Annotated in this window: 14 protein-coding genes; 5 read left to right on the top strand and 9 right to left on the bottom strand. The window is 47.0% G+C overall.

The features are described from left to right. Genes JNC77_RS13705 through JNC77_RS13695 form a run of 3 tightly spaced genes read right to left on the bottom strand, consistent with a single transcriptional unit; the run spans position 1 to position 4,156 of the window. The gene (locus JNC77_RS13705; RefSeq protein ID WP_374833444.1) at positions 1-990 is read right to left on the bottom strand and encodes a FecCD family ABC transporter permease; all 990 of its coding nucleotides are present in this window, start codon (positions 988-990) and stop codon (positions 1-3) included. Beyond that, positions 990-1,961 (bottom strand): ABC transporter substrate-binding protein, encoded by a 972-nt coding sequence (locus JNC77_RS13700; RefSeq protein ID WP_374833442.1) that lies wholly within the window; start codon positions 1,959-1,961, stop codon positions 990-992. The genes JNC77_RS13705 and JNC77_RS13700 overlap by 1 nt, the downstream gene beginning before the upstream one ends. Beyond that, complete coding sequence (locus tag JNC77_RS13695; protein ID WP_374833440.1) at positions 1,955-4,156, bottom strand: TonB-dependent receptor plug domain-containing protein; 2,202 nt, start codon at positions 4,154-4,156, stop codon at positions 1,955-1,957. Before JNC77_RS13695 ends, JNC77_RS13700 begins: the two co-directional genes overlap by 7 nt. A 233-nt stretch (positions 4,157-4,389) precedes the next feature. Here JNC77_RS13695 and JNC77_RS13690 point away from each other — a divergent pair, with 233 nt between their 5' ends. Continuing rightward, entirely contained in the window at positions 4,390-4,761 is a 372-nt protein-coding gene (locus JNC77_RS13690) for a VOC family protein (protein WP_374833438.1), read from the top strand. Between the two features lie 67 nt (positions 4,762-4,828). Here the strand turns inward: JNC77_RS13690 and JNC77_RS13685 are convergent, their stop codons facing one another. From JNC77_RS13685 to JNC77_RS13670, 4 genes are all read right to left on the bottom strand, one after another. Next, positions 4,829-5,212: a DoxX family protein gene (locus tag JNC77_RS13685; protein WP_374833436.1), complete on the bottom strand. Its 384-nt coding sequence runs from the start codon at positions 5,210-5,212 to the stop codon at positions 4,829-4,831. A 327-nt stretch (positions 5,213-5,539) separates the two neighbouring features. Then, positions 5,540-6,154, bottom strand: coding sequence for a LysE family translocator (locus tag JNC77_RS13680; RefSeq protein WP_374833434.1), 615 nt, complete (start codon positions 6,152-6,154; stop codon positions 5,540-5,542). Between the two features lie 325 nt (positions 6,155-6,479). Beyond that, positions 6,480-7,286, bottom strand: coding sequence for an AraC family transcriptional regulator (locus JNC77_RS13675; RefSeq protein ID WP_374833432.1), 807 nt, complete (start codon positions 7,284-7,286; stop codon positions 6,480-6,482). A gap of 68 nt (positions 7,287-7,354) precedes the next feature. Then, positions 7,355-8,404, bottom strand: a complete 1,050-nt coding sequence (locus JNC77_RS13670) for a LacI family DNA-binding transcriptional regulator (protein WP_374833430.1) — start codon at positions 8,402-8,404, stop codon at positions 7,355-7,357. A 295-nt stretch (positions 8,405-8,699) separates the two neighbouring features. On the opposite strand from JNC77_RS13670, the gene JNC77_RS13665 reads away from it, so the two are divergent. Beyond that, entirely contained in the window at positions 8,700-10,019 is a 1,320-nt protein-coding gene (locus JNC77_RS13665; protein WP_374833428.1) for an aspartate aminotransferase family protein, read from the top strand. Positions 10,020-10,047: 28 nt separating this feature from the next. Further along, the gene (locus JNC77_RS13660; RefSeq protein ID WP_374833426.1) at positions 10,048-10,893 is read left to right on the top strand and encodes a fumarylacetoacetate hydrolase family protein; all 846 of its coding nucleotides are present in this window, start codon (positions 10,048-10,050) and stop codon (positions 10,891-10,893) included. Positions 10,894-11,023: 130 nt separating this feature from the next. Here JNC77_RS13660 and JNC77_RS13655 read toward each other — a convergent pair whose 3' ends face one another. Beyond that, positions 11,024-11,884 (bottom strand): amidohydrolase family protein, encoded by an 861-nt coding sequence (locus tag JNC77_RS13655; RefSeq protein WP_374833424.1) that lies wholly within the window; start codon positions 11,882-11,884, stop codon positions 11,024-11,026. 206 nt (positions 11,885-12,090) lie between these two features. Between JNC77_RS13655 and JNC77_RS13650 the strand changes: the two genes are divergently transcribed. Then, positions 12,091-13,815 carry an IlvD/Edd family dehydratase gene (locus JNC77_RS13650; protein WP_374833422.1) on the top strand — a complete coding sequence of 575 codons (1,725 nt, stop codon included), beginning with the start codon at positions 12,091-12,093 and terminating at the stop codon, positions 13,813-13,815. A 42-nt stretch (positions 13,816-13,857) separates the two neighbouring features. On the opposite strand, the gene JNC77_RS13645 is transcribed toward JNC77_RS13650, so the two are convergent. Beyond that, positions 13,858-14,901 carry a LacI family DNA-binding transcriptional regulator gene (locus tag JNC77_RS13645; protein ID WP_374833420.1) on the bottom strand — a complete coding sequence of 348 codons (1,044 nt, stop codon included), beginning with the start codon at positions 14,899-14,901 and terminating at the stop codon, positions 13,858-13,860. Positions 14,902-15,084: 183 nt separating this feature from the next. On the opposite strand from JNC77_RS13645, the gene JNC77_RS13640 reads away from it, so the two are divergent. After that, positions 15,085-16,137: an ABC transporter substrate-binding protein gene (locus JNC77_RS13640; protein ID WP_374833418.1), complete on the top strand. Its 1,053-nt coding sequence runs from the start codon at positions 15,085-15,087 to the stop codon at positions 16,135-16,137. Positions 16,138-16,227 lie beyond the last annotated feature (90 nt).

Below are 16,227 nucleotides of genomic sequence, written 5' to 3'. Positions count from 1 at the left end.
TCAGATACCACGCTCGTCACGCCACGCAAGCGCCAGAAAAAACGGTACACCGATCAGTGCCGTGATAAGACCTACCGGTGTTTCATAGGGTGGATTGATCATTCGAGCACCAAAATCCGCAAGTACAAGCAGCAAAGCGCCTGAAACAAGTGAGCCCGGAATAATCCAGCGATAATCAAGCCCGAACATGAAACGGCTGACATGCGGAATGAGCAGACCGACAAAACCAATGCCTCCCGCCAATGCCACACTGCATCCGGCTAAAAGCAGAATAACAAAACTAATCAATATACGGGCATGTAAAATATTAAGACCTAAACCGAGCGCCACATCCTGTCCCAAACTTAGCAAAGTAACGCTGCGGGACAATAAAACTGCGCCTGTTAAACCTGCAACAATCCAAGGTGTCACAAAAAGCAACTGGCTTTCCTGCACGCCTTGCACACCACCAGCACTATAAAACAGAATGTCCTGTCCGATTTTAAAATAGACAATAATGAAACTGGTGAGCGCTCCAAAAAAAGCCGAAATAGCCGCCCCTGCCAAGGCCAATCGCACAGGCGTCAAGCCGCCACGTTGCGCCGAACCCACCATGAATACTATAGCGACACCCAATGCTGCGCCTAAAAAAGATAGACAAATCAGCCATGAAAAATCCAATGACGGATAAAATGCGAGCCCTAAGGCCAGCATCAGCCCTGCTCCTGCATTCAAGCCCATCAGAGATGGGCTGGCCAATGGATTGCGTGTCATGCCTTGCATCAAGGCACCAGCCGTTCCCAATGCCGCACCGACAAGAGCCGAAGCCAGTACCCGCGGAATGCGAAACTCACGTAAAATCAAATGGTCTTGTTTAGCTATATCAAAGGCAAATATGGCCTGTAAAATATCAAAAAAGGCAATATTGGCAGCACCTGAAGAGGCTGAAAACAATAAGGCTGCCAAGAGCAGCACTACACCCGTCAACAATATGCAGATACGCTTTTGCATTATTCAGTCAGACCAAAGGCACGTGCCACATCATCAACAATAACCGAAGCACTGATCGGCCCGCTGGACTGGTTCCACGGTTCAATATTAACTTTGTAAACACGTCCGGCTTTTACCGCAGGCAACCCCTGCCACAGTGCAGTTTTTTCAATATTGCCAAGGCGTTCGGCATCTTCAACCATCAGAAAAATACGGTCGGCATCCATTTGCCCGATCAGCTCATTGGAAATGGCTTCATAATTTTTGCCCACCGGCACAAGCCTGTGTGGCGTAAGTTGCAGATCGCGGTAAAGCACCGGCCCCGAACGTCTTTCCGTTCCATAAATACGAATATCTTTTTGACGAACCCGCATTAGCAAAACGGTTTCATCTTTATGCTCAACCAATAATGTCAGACGTAATTTTTCCACGCGCTGATTATAATCATCAATCAACTTTTCTGCTTGCGATTGCCGCTCCAGTACATCGCCAAGACCTATGAGCCATGGCCGCCAATCTTCTTCCGGCTCTCGCAGACTGACAACCGGAGCGATGGCTTTCAAAAGATCAATATTCTGACTATGAACATCACCAACCGATAAGATCAAATCGGGCTGTAAAATGAGGATTTTTTCATAGTCGGGATTGCTCTGATCACCAACTGAAATAGTCTCTGTCATCGCTGCTTTGAGCTGAACTGGTGCACCCTGTGGCCGTTCAACTGCACCGGCAGGTGCCATGCCAAGTGCAATTAAGCTTTCAGAAAAACTATTATGTAAAGCAACAATGCGCTTTGCAGCCAATGGTACTTCGCTGATGCCATCCAGATGTTTCACATGCTTGATTTTATCATCCCGCGTTAAAACAACGGCCAGATTAGCATCATCTGTCGCGATCTGGTTTTGAACCTTGTCTGCCGCCAATGCAGACACAGAAACCGCGCCGTGAAGCGCGGTTAATATGCAGATCGTGAGCGATAAAACTCTTACCATTTATAGCTCGCCCTTACATAATAAGAGCTGTAAGATGGTTCTTTGATAAAGGTCTTATCGGCAATTGCACCATCCGCGTCAAATGTAGTGCGCTCACGTTTGTCTTTGGTGCGCAAGATATTCAACGCACTCAATGATAACGAGAAGCTTTCGGTAATATCGGTGCGCGCACTCAAATCAAGACGGTTAAGTGCCGAGAAATGTGTGCGGACATTCGCAATTTTATCAACACCCTGCACTTCCAGAATGTTTTGTGTATAGGCATAGGTCGTATTCAGATTGATACCAAAAGTGGTTTTCCAATCCGGCACATAATAGTCCATACCAATATTCGAAACAAAATTCGGCATATCGCTAAAGCGGCGTTTTTGGCCGGTACGTTCGTCTGTCAGGCGGCTTTTCATGGCCGTTGCATTAGCAAAGACACTCAAATTTTCCAAACCAAGAAATTCAAGCGGAGCGCGCGCTTCCAGTTCCACACCGTAAAGATGACCATTACCGACATTTTCCGGTGTCTTGACCCAACGGTCTGTCTGAGCGTCTTTGCTTAATGAATCTTCGATCTTGTCATCAAAGTGACGCGCATAGACATTAGTCGACAAAATACCTTGCTCATCGAACAAGTACCAATCAAGACCGGTGTCGACACCCCAGATTTTTTCAGGCTTCAAGAACGGATTACCGCGCGTGTCCGGCTTCCCTAAATTACCATCTTTCTCGGTCAGCGATGGCGTAAGCTCACGCAAATCCGGACGGCGCAAGGTGCGCGCAACGCCTAAGCGCCAATTCAAGTCTTCATTGATATTATATTTATATTGTAAAGACGGATTTACCTGTGTGCTGTTGACACTGTAATCATCATTCGATGAATCTGTAGTCTGTGTGCGACTGTGCTCGATACGCAGACCTGCGGTCAATTCGTCATTACCAAACAATGAGAACTGATCACTTAAATAGCCGTAATAAATATCTTCTTTGATATTATATATACGACCCAGTTCTGGTGTGACGTTACCCTTTTTAATACGATTTTCTTCTTCATCCCGCTTGCTGAATGAAGCACCGAAACCAGCCTCGAATTTATGGTCGCCAAAGCGGTTGTTGAAAACAAAACCAGGCGCAATGCGCTGCAAATCTATATCGTTCTCGCGCTCTTCCAAATCGGTTTTATTATCGCCAAACTTATGTTTGACGCTATCGCGCGTTGTTGATTCACTTCCTTTTTGCAAGTCAAGAAATAAACGCGAGCGGGTTTCATCATCAAACTCATGCGCCCATTCCAAATAACCGGCATAAGTCTCACGGGTGCGCTTGCGCAATTCATCGCTCTGTTCTTTCAAAGCGACCTGATCTTTTTCAAATTTGAAACTTGTCTGGTCACGCTTTTCATAAGAACGTGAATAGGTCGGAGCAAAAGTAATGGTATCTTTTTCTGAAACATCAAATTCAAAACGGCCGGTAACGAGATAGTCATCAAAGCTGCGTTCCTGCTCTTCATCGGAGCCGCCATTAGGCTTGCCATCACCCTTGAAAGACATCTCGGATGAACTTTCGTTCACACGACGGCGCTGATAATCGGCACCCAGAAAATAGCGGAAGCCTCCCTCGGAACCCGAAGCCCAGCCATTAATATCACCGACAGGTCCATTTTTGGTCAAATAGCCGCCGCCCAGAGACAACCCGCCACCTTTACGCTCGAACTGTCGTTTGGTGATGATGTTCACTGTACCGGCAGCACCCAGCGACGCCATATTAGATAAGGGACTGCGAATAATCTCAATGCGTTCGATCATAGCTGACGGCAGACGGTCAACTTCAAAGTTGCGGCTAGAATCGCCATCGATCAGCGGGCGGCCATCAATCAAAACTTGCGTATATTCTCGTCCGATACCACGTAATTTGATCTCGCGTGACCGGTTGACACCAGGGAATGTTACACCTGGTAAACGGCGGATTGCATCACCAGCACTTAAATCACTGAACTGATTGAGCTGTTCACCTTCAATCACCGTCATTGAGTTTGGCGCTTTGGCACGGACACCATAAGCATTTGCAACAGAACCGCGAACAAGATCCTTGATTACGATTTCTTTAAGCTGCAAAACTTCATTTGCCTGCTGGGCATGGGCAGAAACGGCAAATAAAACACCGGCTACCGATATTGTTGATAATAACAACACCCGCGCATTTTTCATGACAATCTCACTTTTCAATTAAACTTGAGTTGAGTTGTCATATTTCTGTCACATTCGTCAAGGCGGTAAAATCTAAGTAATAGGTTTTAATAAATAAAGAGCACAAAGTGCGATAAATAAGTCGCACTTTATATTAACCCATTGATTTAATAGTTCTGAATGTCCAATCTTTTTGCAAGTGAAAAGAATTATGGCCGAAGCAAACACATATTCAGGCACAATGGAGGCTCACCATGAAATTAATCCAGTTGGATCATGTGCAATTGGCAATGCCACAAGGTGAGGAAGAGAAAGCGCGCTCATTTTATGCGCAATTATTAGGATTAAATGAAGTTGAAAAACCTGATAATTTAAAAAAGCGTGGCGGTTGCTGGTTTCAATCGGGCGACATTAAAATTCACCTAGGCGTACAGACCCCTTTTATCGCCGCCACTAAAGCACATCCGGCTTTTATCGTAAGCGACTTAAACGCCTTGGCTGACAAGATTAAATCTTCGGGCTATCTTATGGTGAGCGATGAACCCTTGGAAGGCTTTAACCGTCTTTATGCCAATGATCCATTCGGCAACCGGATTGAATTCATGCAACCTGTTACAACTTCATAAAAAATGGTCTGATGATCATGCTTACCTGTTGATCAGGCATATAAAATCACCAGACCACAAAAAAGATTTAGGCGTTTCGTTTATCTAATGCAAAAGCACCCGGTCCGCTCGTAACCAGCAGCAAGAACACAAAGCAAAACAGGATTGATGAATCACCACCATTGGCGATCGGGTAAAAGCTTCTTGGCGCATGTGCAATGAAATAAGCAAAAGCCATATGCCCTGACAGGATAAACGCGACCGGTCGAGTAAAGAGACCCAATACAATAAGCGTGCCGCCAACAACTTCCAAAATTGCCGAAATCAGCGCCATTGCCGATAAGCTTGCAGGCCCTTCAATAGGAAAACCAAAAGCCTTTTGTGTACCATGAGCCAAATAAAGCAGGCCTGTCATGATACGAAGGGCTGCGAGTGCATAGGGTTCATATTTGTTGAGGAAGCTTAAATTCATCGTGGATCTCCAAACTAGTGTTTTTTAGTCAGGATTAGCTCAATCGAATGAAAAGACCAAAATCAAGTTAATATTCGTTCATAATGAACAGATGATCCGGATACGAAGATAAAAAACAGCTTTGTCCTTATTTTAAACACATTGCGCACCTATATCTTGGTCATAGACAAAGCTTATGAGCGCTCATCTCACAGCGCTCGCAATTGTCTAAAGTCATTTGAAACCTTTGACCACGGATGTACTGGCACTGAGTTTAAATGATATATCGAAGGTCGGTGCAGAGTTGCCCCGGCCTTTTTTATTGTTTTGAAATCAGTACTTTCGTCTCTATCGATGGGTCAGAGCAAGTTGCACAGCCAATGCAGCAAAGGCTGCAGCAAAACTCCGTCGCAACCAGTTTTGGACAAGAACACTGGAAATGACATATTGGCGTAAAGTGGCAGCGAAAATCCCATAAACCGCAAAAACGATATATGTCAGAACCATAAATACCAAGCTCAATTCTATCATATGGCCGAATTGTAAGCTGCTGTCTGCCGAGACAAACTGTGGTAGAAAAGCAAAGAAAAAGATGGAAAGTTTAGGGTTCAACACATTGATCAATATCGCCGAGATAATAATTTGGCGTGGTGTTTTTCCACTCTGAACATGCCTGTTCAGGCTCAACACGCCTCGTGCCCGAAACATACCCCAAGCCATATAAAGCAAATAAACAACGCCGAAATATTTTAAAAAGTTGAAAGCCACTGCACTGGTGTGGAGCAGCACAGCCAAACCGCTGATCGCAGCAACCATATGCGGTATAATACCCAACGTGCATCCAAGTGCTGCAATAAAGCTCATACGTGCGCCATCCGAAAGGCCGATAGCAATGGTATAAATCGCGCCCGTGCCGGGTGAGGCAATAATAATAAGTGATGTTAACAAAAACTCGGGTGTCATGCCGCATTCCCCTTCAAGAAGATTGCAGCATAACCAAGTTGAGAGTTGCAACTAGATTGCCTGATTTTATAAACCATAGCCTCAGTTCGATAAAACATGAGGACTAATTGCAAAAAATAATGTTGAATGTTCAGACTATGAAAAAGCTGCATGAAAACGCCTCGGCTGGTTGGTTTTCAAGCAATTGAGCAGCTTTATTACCTCGCGTCTTGAAGAAAATTGCAGCTAAAGCATGTCTCCCAAAAGTGGGCACCGGTTTTGGGAGACATGCGTAAAAACAAGTCGTCAGAGTAAGCACAGTAGATAAGATAAAGTGCGACACGCTCTAATTGATTAAAGCAGCATAATGCCCCGGTGAAAAACCATAAGCACGCACGAATATCCGTGTCATATGGCTTTGATCAGCAAAACCGCAAGTATAGGCGGCATCGGCAAGTAACGCACCAGCGGCGATCATTTTACGCGCTCGTTGCAATCGGCGCTGTACCAGATAGGCATGCGGGGTCAGACCTGTCAGCTTTGTGAAACCTCTGATCAACTGAAATTGGCTAACCCCGCCAATTTTCGCCAATTCGTCAAGGGAAAGTGACGCACACGGATCATCATCAATTCGCTCACGCGCCTCATTGATCGCCTTAGGCAGGATAAATTGATCATGCACACGGTAATCCATCAGCCTTGATAGCAAAATCAACAGATTTTCACGGCGTTCGATCTCGCTTTCACCGCCATTTTTATCGGTAACAGCACGAAATAACTTCAAAAAACTTCTGGCGGAAACTGTGTCTTGCAATGCTGGACGAGACAATTCGAGCATATCAATTTTGCAATCTGTTATGGCACGGATGGGTTCAATCAAACACACCGGATCAAAATAAAGCATTTGCCAGCGGCGGCCATTATCGCCAATGGGTGAGCCATCATGGATCTCTCCGGGATTAACCGTAATGACGTCTCCCGCTTCAGCTTCAACCATACCGCGCCCGCTTAATGATTTTTGGGCACCTGTTAAAATAATACCAATACCAAATTGGTCATGTATATGGCGCCCAAAACTATGGGATGAATCGGCAAGCACTGCCTCCGCTCCCTTCATTTCGCATGGAATTAAATGAAATCGCCCTTTTTTCATGTCATTATTTTACCATGAAGACTATTCCTGACTAGATTGGATTTAAAATAAAATCATACCCCATAGCATCAAGCAAAAGCGCGTGTGGACGCTCCTTGTTGGAAAGTGACCGGCAAAATAATCTCTTGCTGTCTAAATTGACCTTCATGCAGGCGGCGTATCAATTCGCTGCCCGCACATTCACCCAATGCATGAGCCGCAGATCGTACAGTGGTGAGTACCGGATCAACATAACGCCAAATATCAAAACCGTTAAATCCGGTAATCATGACATCTTCCGGCACCCGTAATCCATAATCTTTACAAGCTTTCATTGCGGCGATTGCCATCTGATCATTACCGCCGACAATTGCATGCGGTGCCTCATGTTCCTGTAAAGCGACCAAGGTTGCAGCATAAGTAAAATCATAGCTTTCATCACCGCAATCAATGACATAGGCGACATCCAATCCCGCTTGATGAAGAGCGCGTTGCACCCCCGTCATTCGGGCTTGAATAGCAGGCCAATCAGCCGAAGGCATCAATGTCCACAGACGACGCGCGCCGCACGACATAAGATGCTGACCAATCAGATATCCTCCCTCTTCATCATTTTGACGGATGGTAATGCAATCCATATCCTGACGCGATTTATGTTCTTCAAGTAGAACCAATGGCACATTAAGATTGGCAAGTTCTTTCACGAATAAATCACGTTGATCTTTATGGCCGGACAATAAAGCAACCATTCCATCAGCTTCGATGTCTTGAAACATACCTGAAGTTCTGAAGTCGGATGGCTTCATTCCCCGTAGAATCAAGCTATAGGAATTAGCCGTCAAATAATTGGTGAGACCCGTTACTTGTGCAGTGATAAATGGATCACTCAGAAAATTTGGATCTTCAACGATAATCAGCATACCAATTGTCCATTGACGCGACAAGCGAAGTCTGCGTGCTGCAACGGACGGCCGGTAGCCCAGTTCTTCGATCACTTTACGAATTCTGGCGGCGGTCGTTTCTGAAACCCGCCCGCTGCCATTAAGGACATTGGAAACACTCATAGCTGAAACCTGTGCGACGCGTGCCACATCTTTGATGGTCACATCTTTTTGTTTCACCATTTTTGATTTATCCAATTGCCTGCTCCTTACGGAAATCTATTCCCTTTTTCGTCAGAAAAAGCCCATCCCTGTTATCTAGGCATACCTGATCTATCCTATTCACTTATCGGGGAAACGATAAAAGGTACAACCCTTTTATCCCTGTGCATCCATCACACAATTTACACTAACGCACATTTCCCCATGATTTACGCTTGACTTAACGTTAAACCTAGCCATATTTCTATCATTGTCGAAACAAATCGGAAAGATCGTCATCTCCTGATTCATCGACTAAACGTTTTTTCACCATCCAATGAAAGTTGATGACATGCCGGATACACTGCAAAGCACGGTTGAACGCCAACGCCAGTACATTGCTGGCGGAACGATGTCGCTTAACCGCGCCATCACCCCATCCAAGCTTTTTGTGCGCGCAAGCGGCGCCTATCTTTATGACGCCGATGGCAAAGAATATATCGACTACCACGCCGGTTTCGCACCTTATCTGTTCGGCCATGGCGATGCCGAGGTTGATGAAGCGGTCATCGATATGATCCGCTCCGGTGCTTCGCTAATCGGCGCAGGCACCATGCCTTGGGAAGCAGAAGTAGCCGAATTACTGGTTGAATGTGTCCCCGGCATTGAACAATTGCAGCTTACTAGCACGGGTTCCGAAGCGGTCGGTTATGCCTTGCGTCTGGCACGTGCCCACACTGGACGTGATGTCGTTGTTGTCATGCAGGGCGGCTATAATGGTTGCTTCGACTATGTCAGTTACAACCTGATGGATCCGCGTTCATTCGTGGAAGATCATCAGGAAGGTGAGGAATATCCGCTTTCTGTCACCACAGCCGGCGTCCCTAAAGTCATCGACCAGACAGTGCGCGCCATCGAATATAATGATCTGGCTGCAGCGGAAAAAGTACTTGCCAAGGGCGATGTTGCCGCCATTATTCTGGAGCCAGTGCTGCAAAATATCGGTATCGTCAAACCTTTGCCAGGCTATTTGGAAGGCCTGCGGGCATTATGCGATAAATATGGCACAGTGCTGATCTTTGATGAAGTTAAAACCGGCTTTCGCCATGCATTGGGCGGTTATCAGCAGCTATCAGGTGTGACACCTGATCTTTGTACTTTTGGTAAAGCGGTTGCCAATGGCTATCCTATGGGTGTCGTCGGCGGCAAGCGTGAAATTATGAGCTTATGCGCCCATCCTGATCCAAAGAAACGTGTCTCTGTCGCTGGCACCTATAATGGCCATCCGGTCAATGCTGCAGCTGCAAAAGCCTGTCTGTCACGCCTTAAAGCCCGTGAAACTGAGGTTTATGGTGAATTGGAACGCCTTGGAGTACGTCTTGAAGCAGGCTTAAAGAGTGTCTTTGAAAGACGCAATTATCCAACCACCATTGTGCGTCAAGGCTCAGCGTTTGCCGTTTATTTCATGGATCATGCACCTGAAAATTGGCGCGATGTGGTGATGAACAACGACATGGAGCGTGATATCACCTATCGTCGCGCACTTATTGAAAATGGCATTTTCCATTTCCCTGTTGTCACCAAGCAGGGGTCAATTTCGCTTGCTCACACGGATGCAGATATTGATCGCACCATTGAGATTACAGAAAAAGTTGTAAACGAACTCGCCTGACAATTATCGAGGGCAAAGGAGTTTAACCATGAAACTATTACGTTACGGAGAGCTGGGGCAAGAAAAGCCCGGCTTGCTGGACGCCGAGGGAAGAATTCGTGATTTGTCTGACCGGATCACCGATATAGGCGGTCAAGTGCTTGATCCTGCGTCCCTTGCGCAATTGGCAAAAATCGACCCACAATCTTTGCCAATTGTGGACGGCTCCCCCCGCCTTGGCCCATGTGTCAGCAATGTCGGCAAATTTATCTGCATCGGTCTGAACTATGCCGACCATGCCGCAGAAGCAGGTCTTGCCCTGCCTACAGAACCTGTCGTTTTCATGAAGGCATCATCCGCCGTTGTCGGCCCCAATGACAATGTTCTGATCCCGCGCGACTCAGAAAAAACTGATTGGGAAGTCGAGCTTGGTATCGTCATTGGCAAACAGGCAAAATATGTTTCCGAAGCAGAAGCACTCGATTATGTTGCCGGTTATTGTGTGGCTCACGATGTATCTGAGCGTGCTTTTCAAAATGAGCGCCAAGGTCAATGGACCAAAGGCAAAAGCTGTGACACCTTCGGGCCGATCGGTCCGTGGATGGTGACAAAAGATGAAATCAATGATCCGCAACAGCTGTCCATGTGGCTCAAAGTCAATGGCGAAACGATGCAGAACGGTTCGACCAAAACAATGATCTATCAGGTAGCCTATCTGGTTTCCTATCTCAGCCAGTTCATGAGCCTGATGCCGGGCGATATTATTTCCACCGGAACCCCTCCGGGTGTTGGAATGGGAATGAAACCGCCACGCTATCTCAAGCACGGTGATATTGTCGAACTTGGCATTGAAGGATTGGGTACCCAAAAGCAGCATTTTACCGCTGATCTTTAAGTCTTTATTGCAATATTAATAAAAAATGGCCGGTTTGTTCCGGCCATTTTTTTATCGCATATTTTAAATGAAGACCGAAACAAAAAAAGCAGGCCTAAGCCTGCTCTTTTCACAAATTTTATGACTGTTTTCAGCCTGGATAGCCGCCATGCCACCAATGCTCCAATGGATTGGAATGTAAAATACGATCAATTGTCGTTTGAGCAACGCGTGGCAGACGTGTCCCCTCCACCTGATCATTGACAGAACGCAGCCCTCCGATTGATTCCTCCACCGTTGTCCATGGGAAATCAGTTCCCCAGAAAATCTTGTCGCGTTCAGTGATGAGATATTCCTGCGCACAAATCAAAATATTGTAGAACTGCCATGGACGATAATGCAGAGCAGATACTTCGCAATAAACATTGGGATGTTTGCGTGCGACAATGATACATTCTTCATACCAAGGATGCCCCATATGCGCCATGATCATCTTCAAATCAGGATAGCGGGCCGCGATTGTATCTACATCAAGCGGTCGACCATATTGGACGGGAGCTGTAGGACTGAAGGTCGTTCCCATATGCATGGTCAGCGGAATATTTTTCTTCTGCAAATATTCGTAAACCGGAACCAAACGCGGATCAAGCAATGAAACACCATTATAAATCGGACCGAATTTCACACCTGTCAGTTTGAGGTCTTCAATGGCGTGAACCAATAAGTCCATATAATCAGGACGGCGCGGATCCATCGCGGCAAAACCAATGAATTTATCCGGATATTTGGCAACAGCAGCCGCGGTCACTTCATCATCACCATCAACACCAATGGCATCTGCATAACGCAAAGTGAACAAGATCGCCTTATCCACGTCTTCCATTGCTTTATAAATAGTATCCGCATCGGCTTCCAAACCCATTTTTCCCGGTCTGGACGTTGGTGAAAGACGAGCAAAAAGGGGTGTGGTTTGTTCTGGATTGAAGATGTTTACATGGCAATCGACGATCATAAGAAGACTCCGTTGTAATCGTAATATAACGTTAAACCTATTTACGAGCTTTCTGTCAAGTCTCGATCATCTCGTCAGGGTAAAGATGTCGCATTATTCCATATAGAAGCAGTTTATCCGGTCGTTGACAGGTCTTGATAACAAGAATATCAAATATATAACGTTAAACTTAATTTTCTTGTTTAACCCATGGGAGGACATGACTTATGAGCGAGAAAAAGCCGGCATTTCGCAGTGCGCAATGGTTTGGGACAGCCGATAAATATGGATTTTATGCCCGAAGCTGGATGAAAAACCAAGGCATTTTGCCGGAAATGTTTGATGGCAGGCCAGTGATTGGAATTTGCAATACCTGGTCGGAACTAACCCCTTGCAATGCACATCTGCGCGGCCTTGCAGAGCATGTCAAAAAAGGCGTCTTGGCTGCTGGCGGGCTGCCGCTGGAATTTCCGGTCATGAGCCTTGGCGAGTCGCTGGTACGCCCGACAGCCATGATCTACCGCAATCAGGTTAGCATGGATGTAGAAGAAACCATCCGCGCCAACCCAATTGATGGTGTAGTGCTGCTTGCCGGTTGTGACAAGACCACCCCCGCCTTGCTGATGGGCGCCGCAAGTGTCGACGTTCCTGCCATTATGGTATCGGGTGGACCTATGCTCAATGGCCGGTTCCGTGGCCGTCTTCTCGGCTCTGGCACCGACGTCATCCGTTATGATGAAATGCTGCAAACCGGCGAAATGTCGATGGCGGAATTTCTTGATGCAGAAGCAGCCATGAGCCGTTCCGCCGGTTCGTGCATGACGATGGGAACGGCATCCACCATGGCTTCGATGGCAGAAGCAATGGGCATTGCTTTATCGCAAAATGCCGCAGTACCTGCCGTTGACAGCCGCAGAGCAGTTCTTGCCGCACAATCCGGCAAACGAATTGTGGAGATGGTGAAGGACGATATCCGTTTCTCGCAAATCGTCACTAAAAAAGCGCTGGAGAATGCCATCATCGTTAATGGTGGTATTGGCGGTTCGACCAACGCTGTTGTTCATTTGCTGGCATTAGCCGGGCGACTTGGCATTGACCTCACCCTCGATGATTGGGATCGTTTGGGTAAAAAAGTGCCCTGCCTGCTCAATCTGATGCCATCGGGTGCTTATCTAATGGAAGATTTCTTCAATGCCGGTGGCCTTCCGGCCCTTATGAAAGAACTGCTGCCACTCATGCATGGTGACGCAATCACTGTATCGGGTAAAACCATTGCCGAAGATGTTGCAAGAGCAGAATGCTATGATCGCGATGTCATCAGAGCACTGGACGAACCTTTCAAAGATCGTGGCGGTATCGTCGTCTTGCGCGGTAATCTGGCGCCGGATGGCGCCGTTATCAAACCTTCTGCCGCTTCGCAGGAATTGATGAAGCATCGTGGACGAGCAGTTGTCTTTGAAGACATGAAAGACTTCAAAGCCCGTATTGATACGGATGAACTTGATGTTGATGAAAACTGCATACTTGTTCTCAAACATGCAGGGCCGGTCGGATATCCGGGTATGCCTGAAGTGGGCAATATGACCCTGCCGAATAAGCTGCTGCGTAAGGGTATCCGGGACATGGTTCGCATTTCCGACGGACGCATGAGCGGCACCGCTTTCGGTACAGTCGTTTTGCATGTTGCACCAGAATCGGCAGTGGGTGGCCCGCTCGCTTTTGTGCGCAACGGCGACATGATCGAGCTTGATGTCGAAATGGGGCGCTTGCATCTTGATATCAGCGATGCAGAACTGGCAGCCAGACGCAAAGAATGGAAAGCACCAGCGCCCCATTATAGCCGCGGTTATGGCCGTATCTTTATCGAAAATGTCATGCAAGCCGATAAGGGGGCCGATTTCGGTGTATTGGTGGGCGCAAGCGGCAGTGCCGTACCAGCAAAATCCGTATAAACCAACAAACCGTTTGATCCGGCAGTTATCAGACCTGCCGGATCAAGTCGTCGCTCCAGGTTCCAGATAAACTGGGAGCACAATTTCTTTTTCTTTAAATCTGTCGCTGGAAAAACGCTCAAGCAAAACTTTTCCGGCTGTCTCACCCAAGGCATAAGCCGGCGAAATAACGGTGGTGATAAGGGGCTGCGCATAACGGCGGGATTCAAAGCCGTTAAAACCAGCAATGGCCACCTGCCCGGGGATAGCAATGCCCCGCGTTTGTAAAAGCGCCATCGCGCCGATTGCCAAACGATCATTGGCACCAAAAATAGCTTCCGGCAATTCATGATCTTCCAGATAAGCAGCAAATGCCTCGCGCACACTATCAAAATCTTCATTGGCCGAATGGATAATATCAATTGTTGCATCCGGTACAAGCCGCGTGATTTGCTGGGTAAAACTTTCGATCCGCGCTTCAATAGCCGGCCAATCGGTTGCCGGTCGCAAGATTAAATAACGCCGGAGCCGGCGGGCAGCAAAATGATCTGCCAGCGCTTGCCCTCCCAGTGTATCATCTTGCCTGATGATGCAGATATCAGCATCACTTTCAATCCGAGGTTCCTGAAATAAAACTACCGGTTGATCCATCTCGACCAATTTGTCGATAACTTTGCGGCGATCTTCAGTTTTGCCGGAAAGAATGATGCAAAAGCCATCAACCGAAAAATTTCGCACCGCAAATGATTTTTCAAAATGATCAAGACTGATCCCCTGAATGCTGAGCGCATGATCATTTTGGCTCAAAACATTACTCAGACCTGCAACAATATGAGAGTTGAAATGATCCGAAAGAAAAGATTGCGTTTCATCAACGATGATAATCCCGACAGCACGCCGTCTTGCCACACGAAGCCCACGCGCATTTTGCTGTACGCGATAATTAAGACGTGCAATTTCACGCTCCACCGTTTTACGAGTCGAATCGCTGACGAATTTGTGTCGCTTATTGATAACATTTGACACCGTCATCGGAGAGACGCCGGCAGCGGCAGCCACATCTTTGATGGTCACCCACCGTCTGGGCTTTGTTTTACTTTCCGTCATTTCACTCTCTTCATACCTCGCTGAATCCATACATAAAATACAACTATAACGTAAAATAATATTATCATAAAGAATTAACGAAAGCTGCGTGATAAATAATAGAAACTGCATCCTTCGTTACGGATTGACAATATGTAACGTTAAAGGCATAAAGCAAGAAACAATAAAACCGGGAACAAACAGATGAAAGCACATCTCCTTCGATTCGCTGCATCCGCAGCCCTTCTTTTCAATGTAGTAATCACTGCCCAAGCAGCCGATGACTCAATCGTCATCGTCACTGCCGGCGGTGTTTTCGAACAGGCCATGAAAAAGAATTTTTATGAGCCGTTCACCGCCAAAACCGGTATACGTGTCATTCCAGTGGCTTCCGGACTCGGTGCGCAATGGGCAAAGGTCAAAGCTATGGCCGATTTCCCTGCAGCCGAGTGGGATATCGTTACCGCATTGCCAAATGATAATTATGCACAAGCATCCTATCTTGAGCCTATCGACTGTGCAGATTTAACCAATGCCGCCGAATTTGCCATTGAAGGCACCTGCATGGGCAATGGCGTGTTGCGAACCTGGGGAGCAAATGTTCTGGCATGGAACACGGATGCTTTTCCGGAAGGCAAACAACCCAAAAACTGGGCTGACTTTTGGGATGTGAAAAATTTTCCGGGCCCCCGTGCCATGCCGGATGCAAGCTATTGGCCGTGGCTGCTGATCGCTGCACTTGAAGCAGATGGCGTTCCGCGCGACAAATTATTTCCACTTGATGTTGAGCGCGCCTTTGCCAAACTGGACGAATTGAAGCCGGAAATCTCCGTATGGTGGAAAACTGCCGACCAATCACAAAATGTGCTACGTACCGGTGAAGCCGTCATGTCGATGATGGGATCCGGTCGCGCTGCCACTCTTGTTCAAAGTGGCGAGCCTGTTTCTTTCACCTGGTACCAAGGTATCAAAGATATCGGCATGTGGGGTGTTTTGAAAAACGCCAAGAATAAAAAAGGCGCATTAGAATTCATCAATTTCTACCTTGCCAATCCTGAGGCACACGTTGCCTTCTCGAAAGAATTTCCTTTCGAAACGCCAAACAAAAAAGCCATTGATTTGCTGACCCCGGAAGAGCGTCAATCACGCGGCGGCAGTGCAGAGAATTTGGCAGTTCAGATCGATCCGGATTGGAAATGGATCGCCGATAATGACGCAGAAATGCGCCAGCGCATGATCGAGTATCTCAGCCGCTGATTTTGACATGGCCCGACTTGTTTCGGGCCATGCAATAGCTGCTTTTGATCCAATCACGGTCGTACACATTCCCTTTCATGAAACGAGGCT

It is taken from the genome of Paenochrobactrum pullorum (genome assembly GCF_041929845.1).
In the GTDB taxonomy this organism is placed as follows: Bacteria; Pseudomonadota; Alphaproteobacteria; order Rhizobiales; family Rhizobiaceae; genus Paenochrobactrum; species Paenochrobactrum pullorum.
This window is presented reverse-complemented; position numbering and strand designations above follow the sequence as displayed.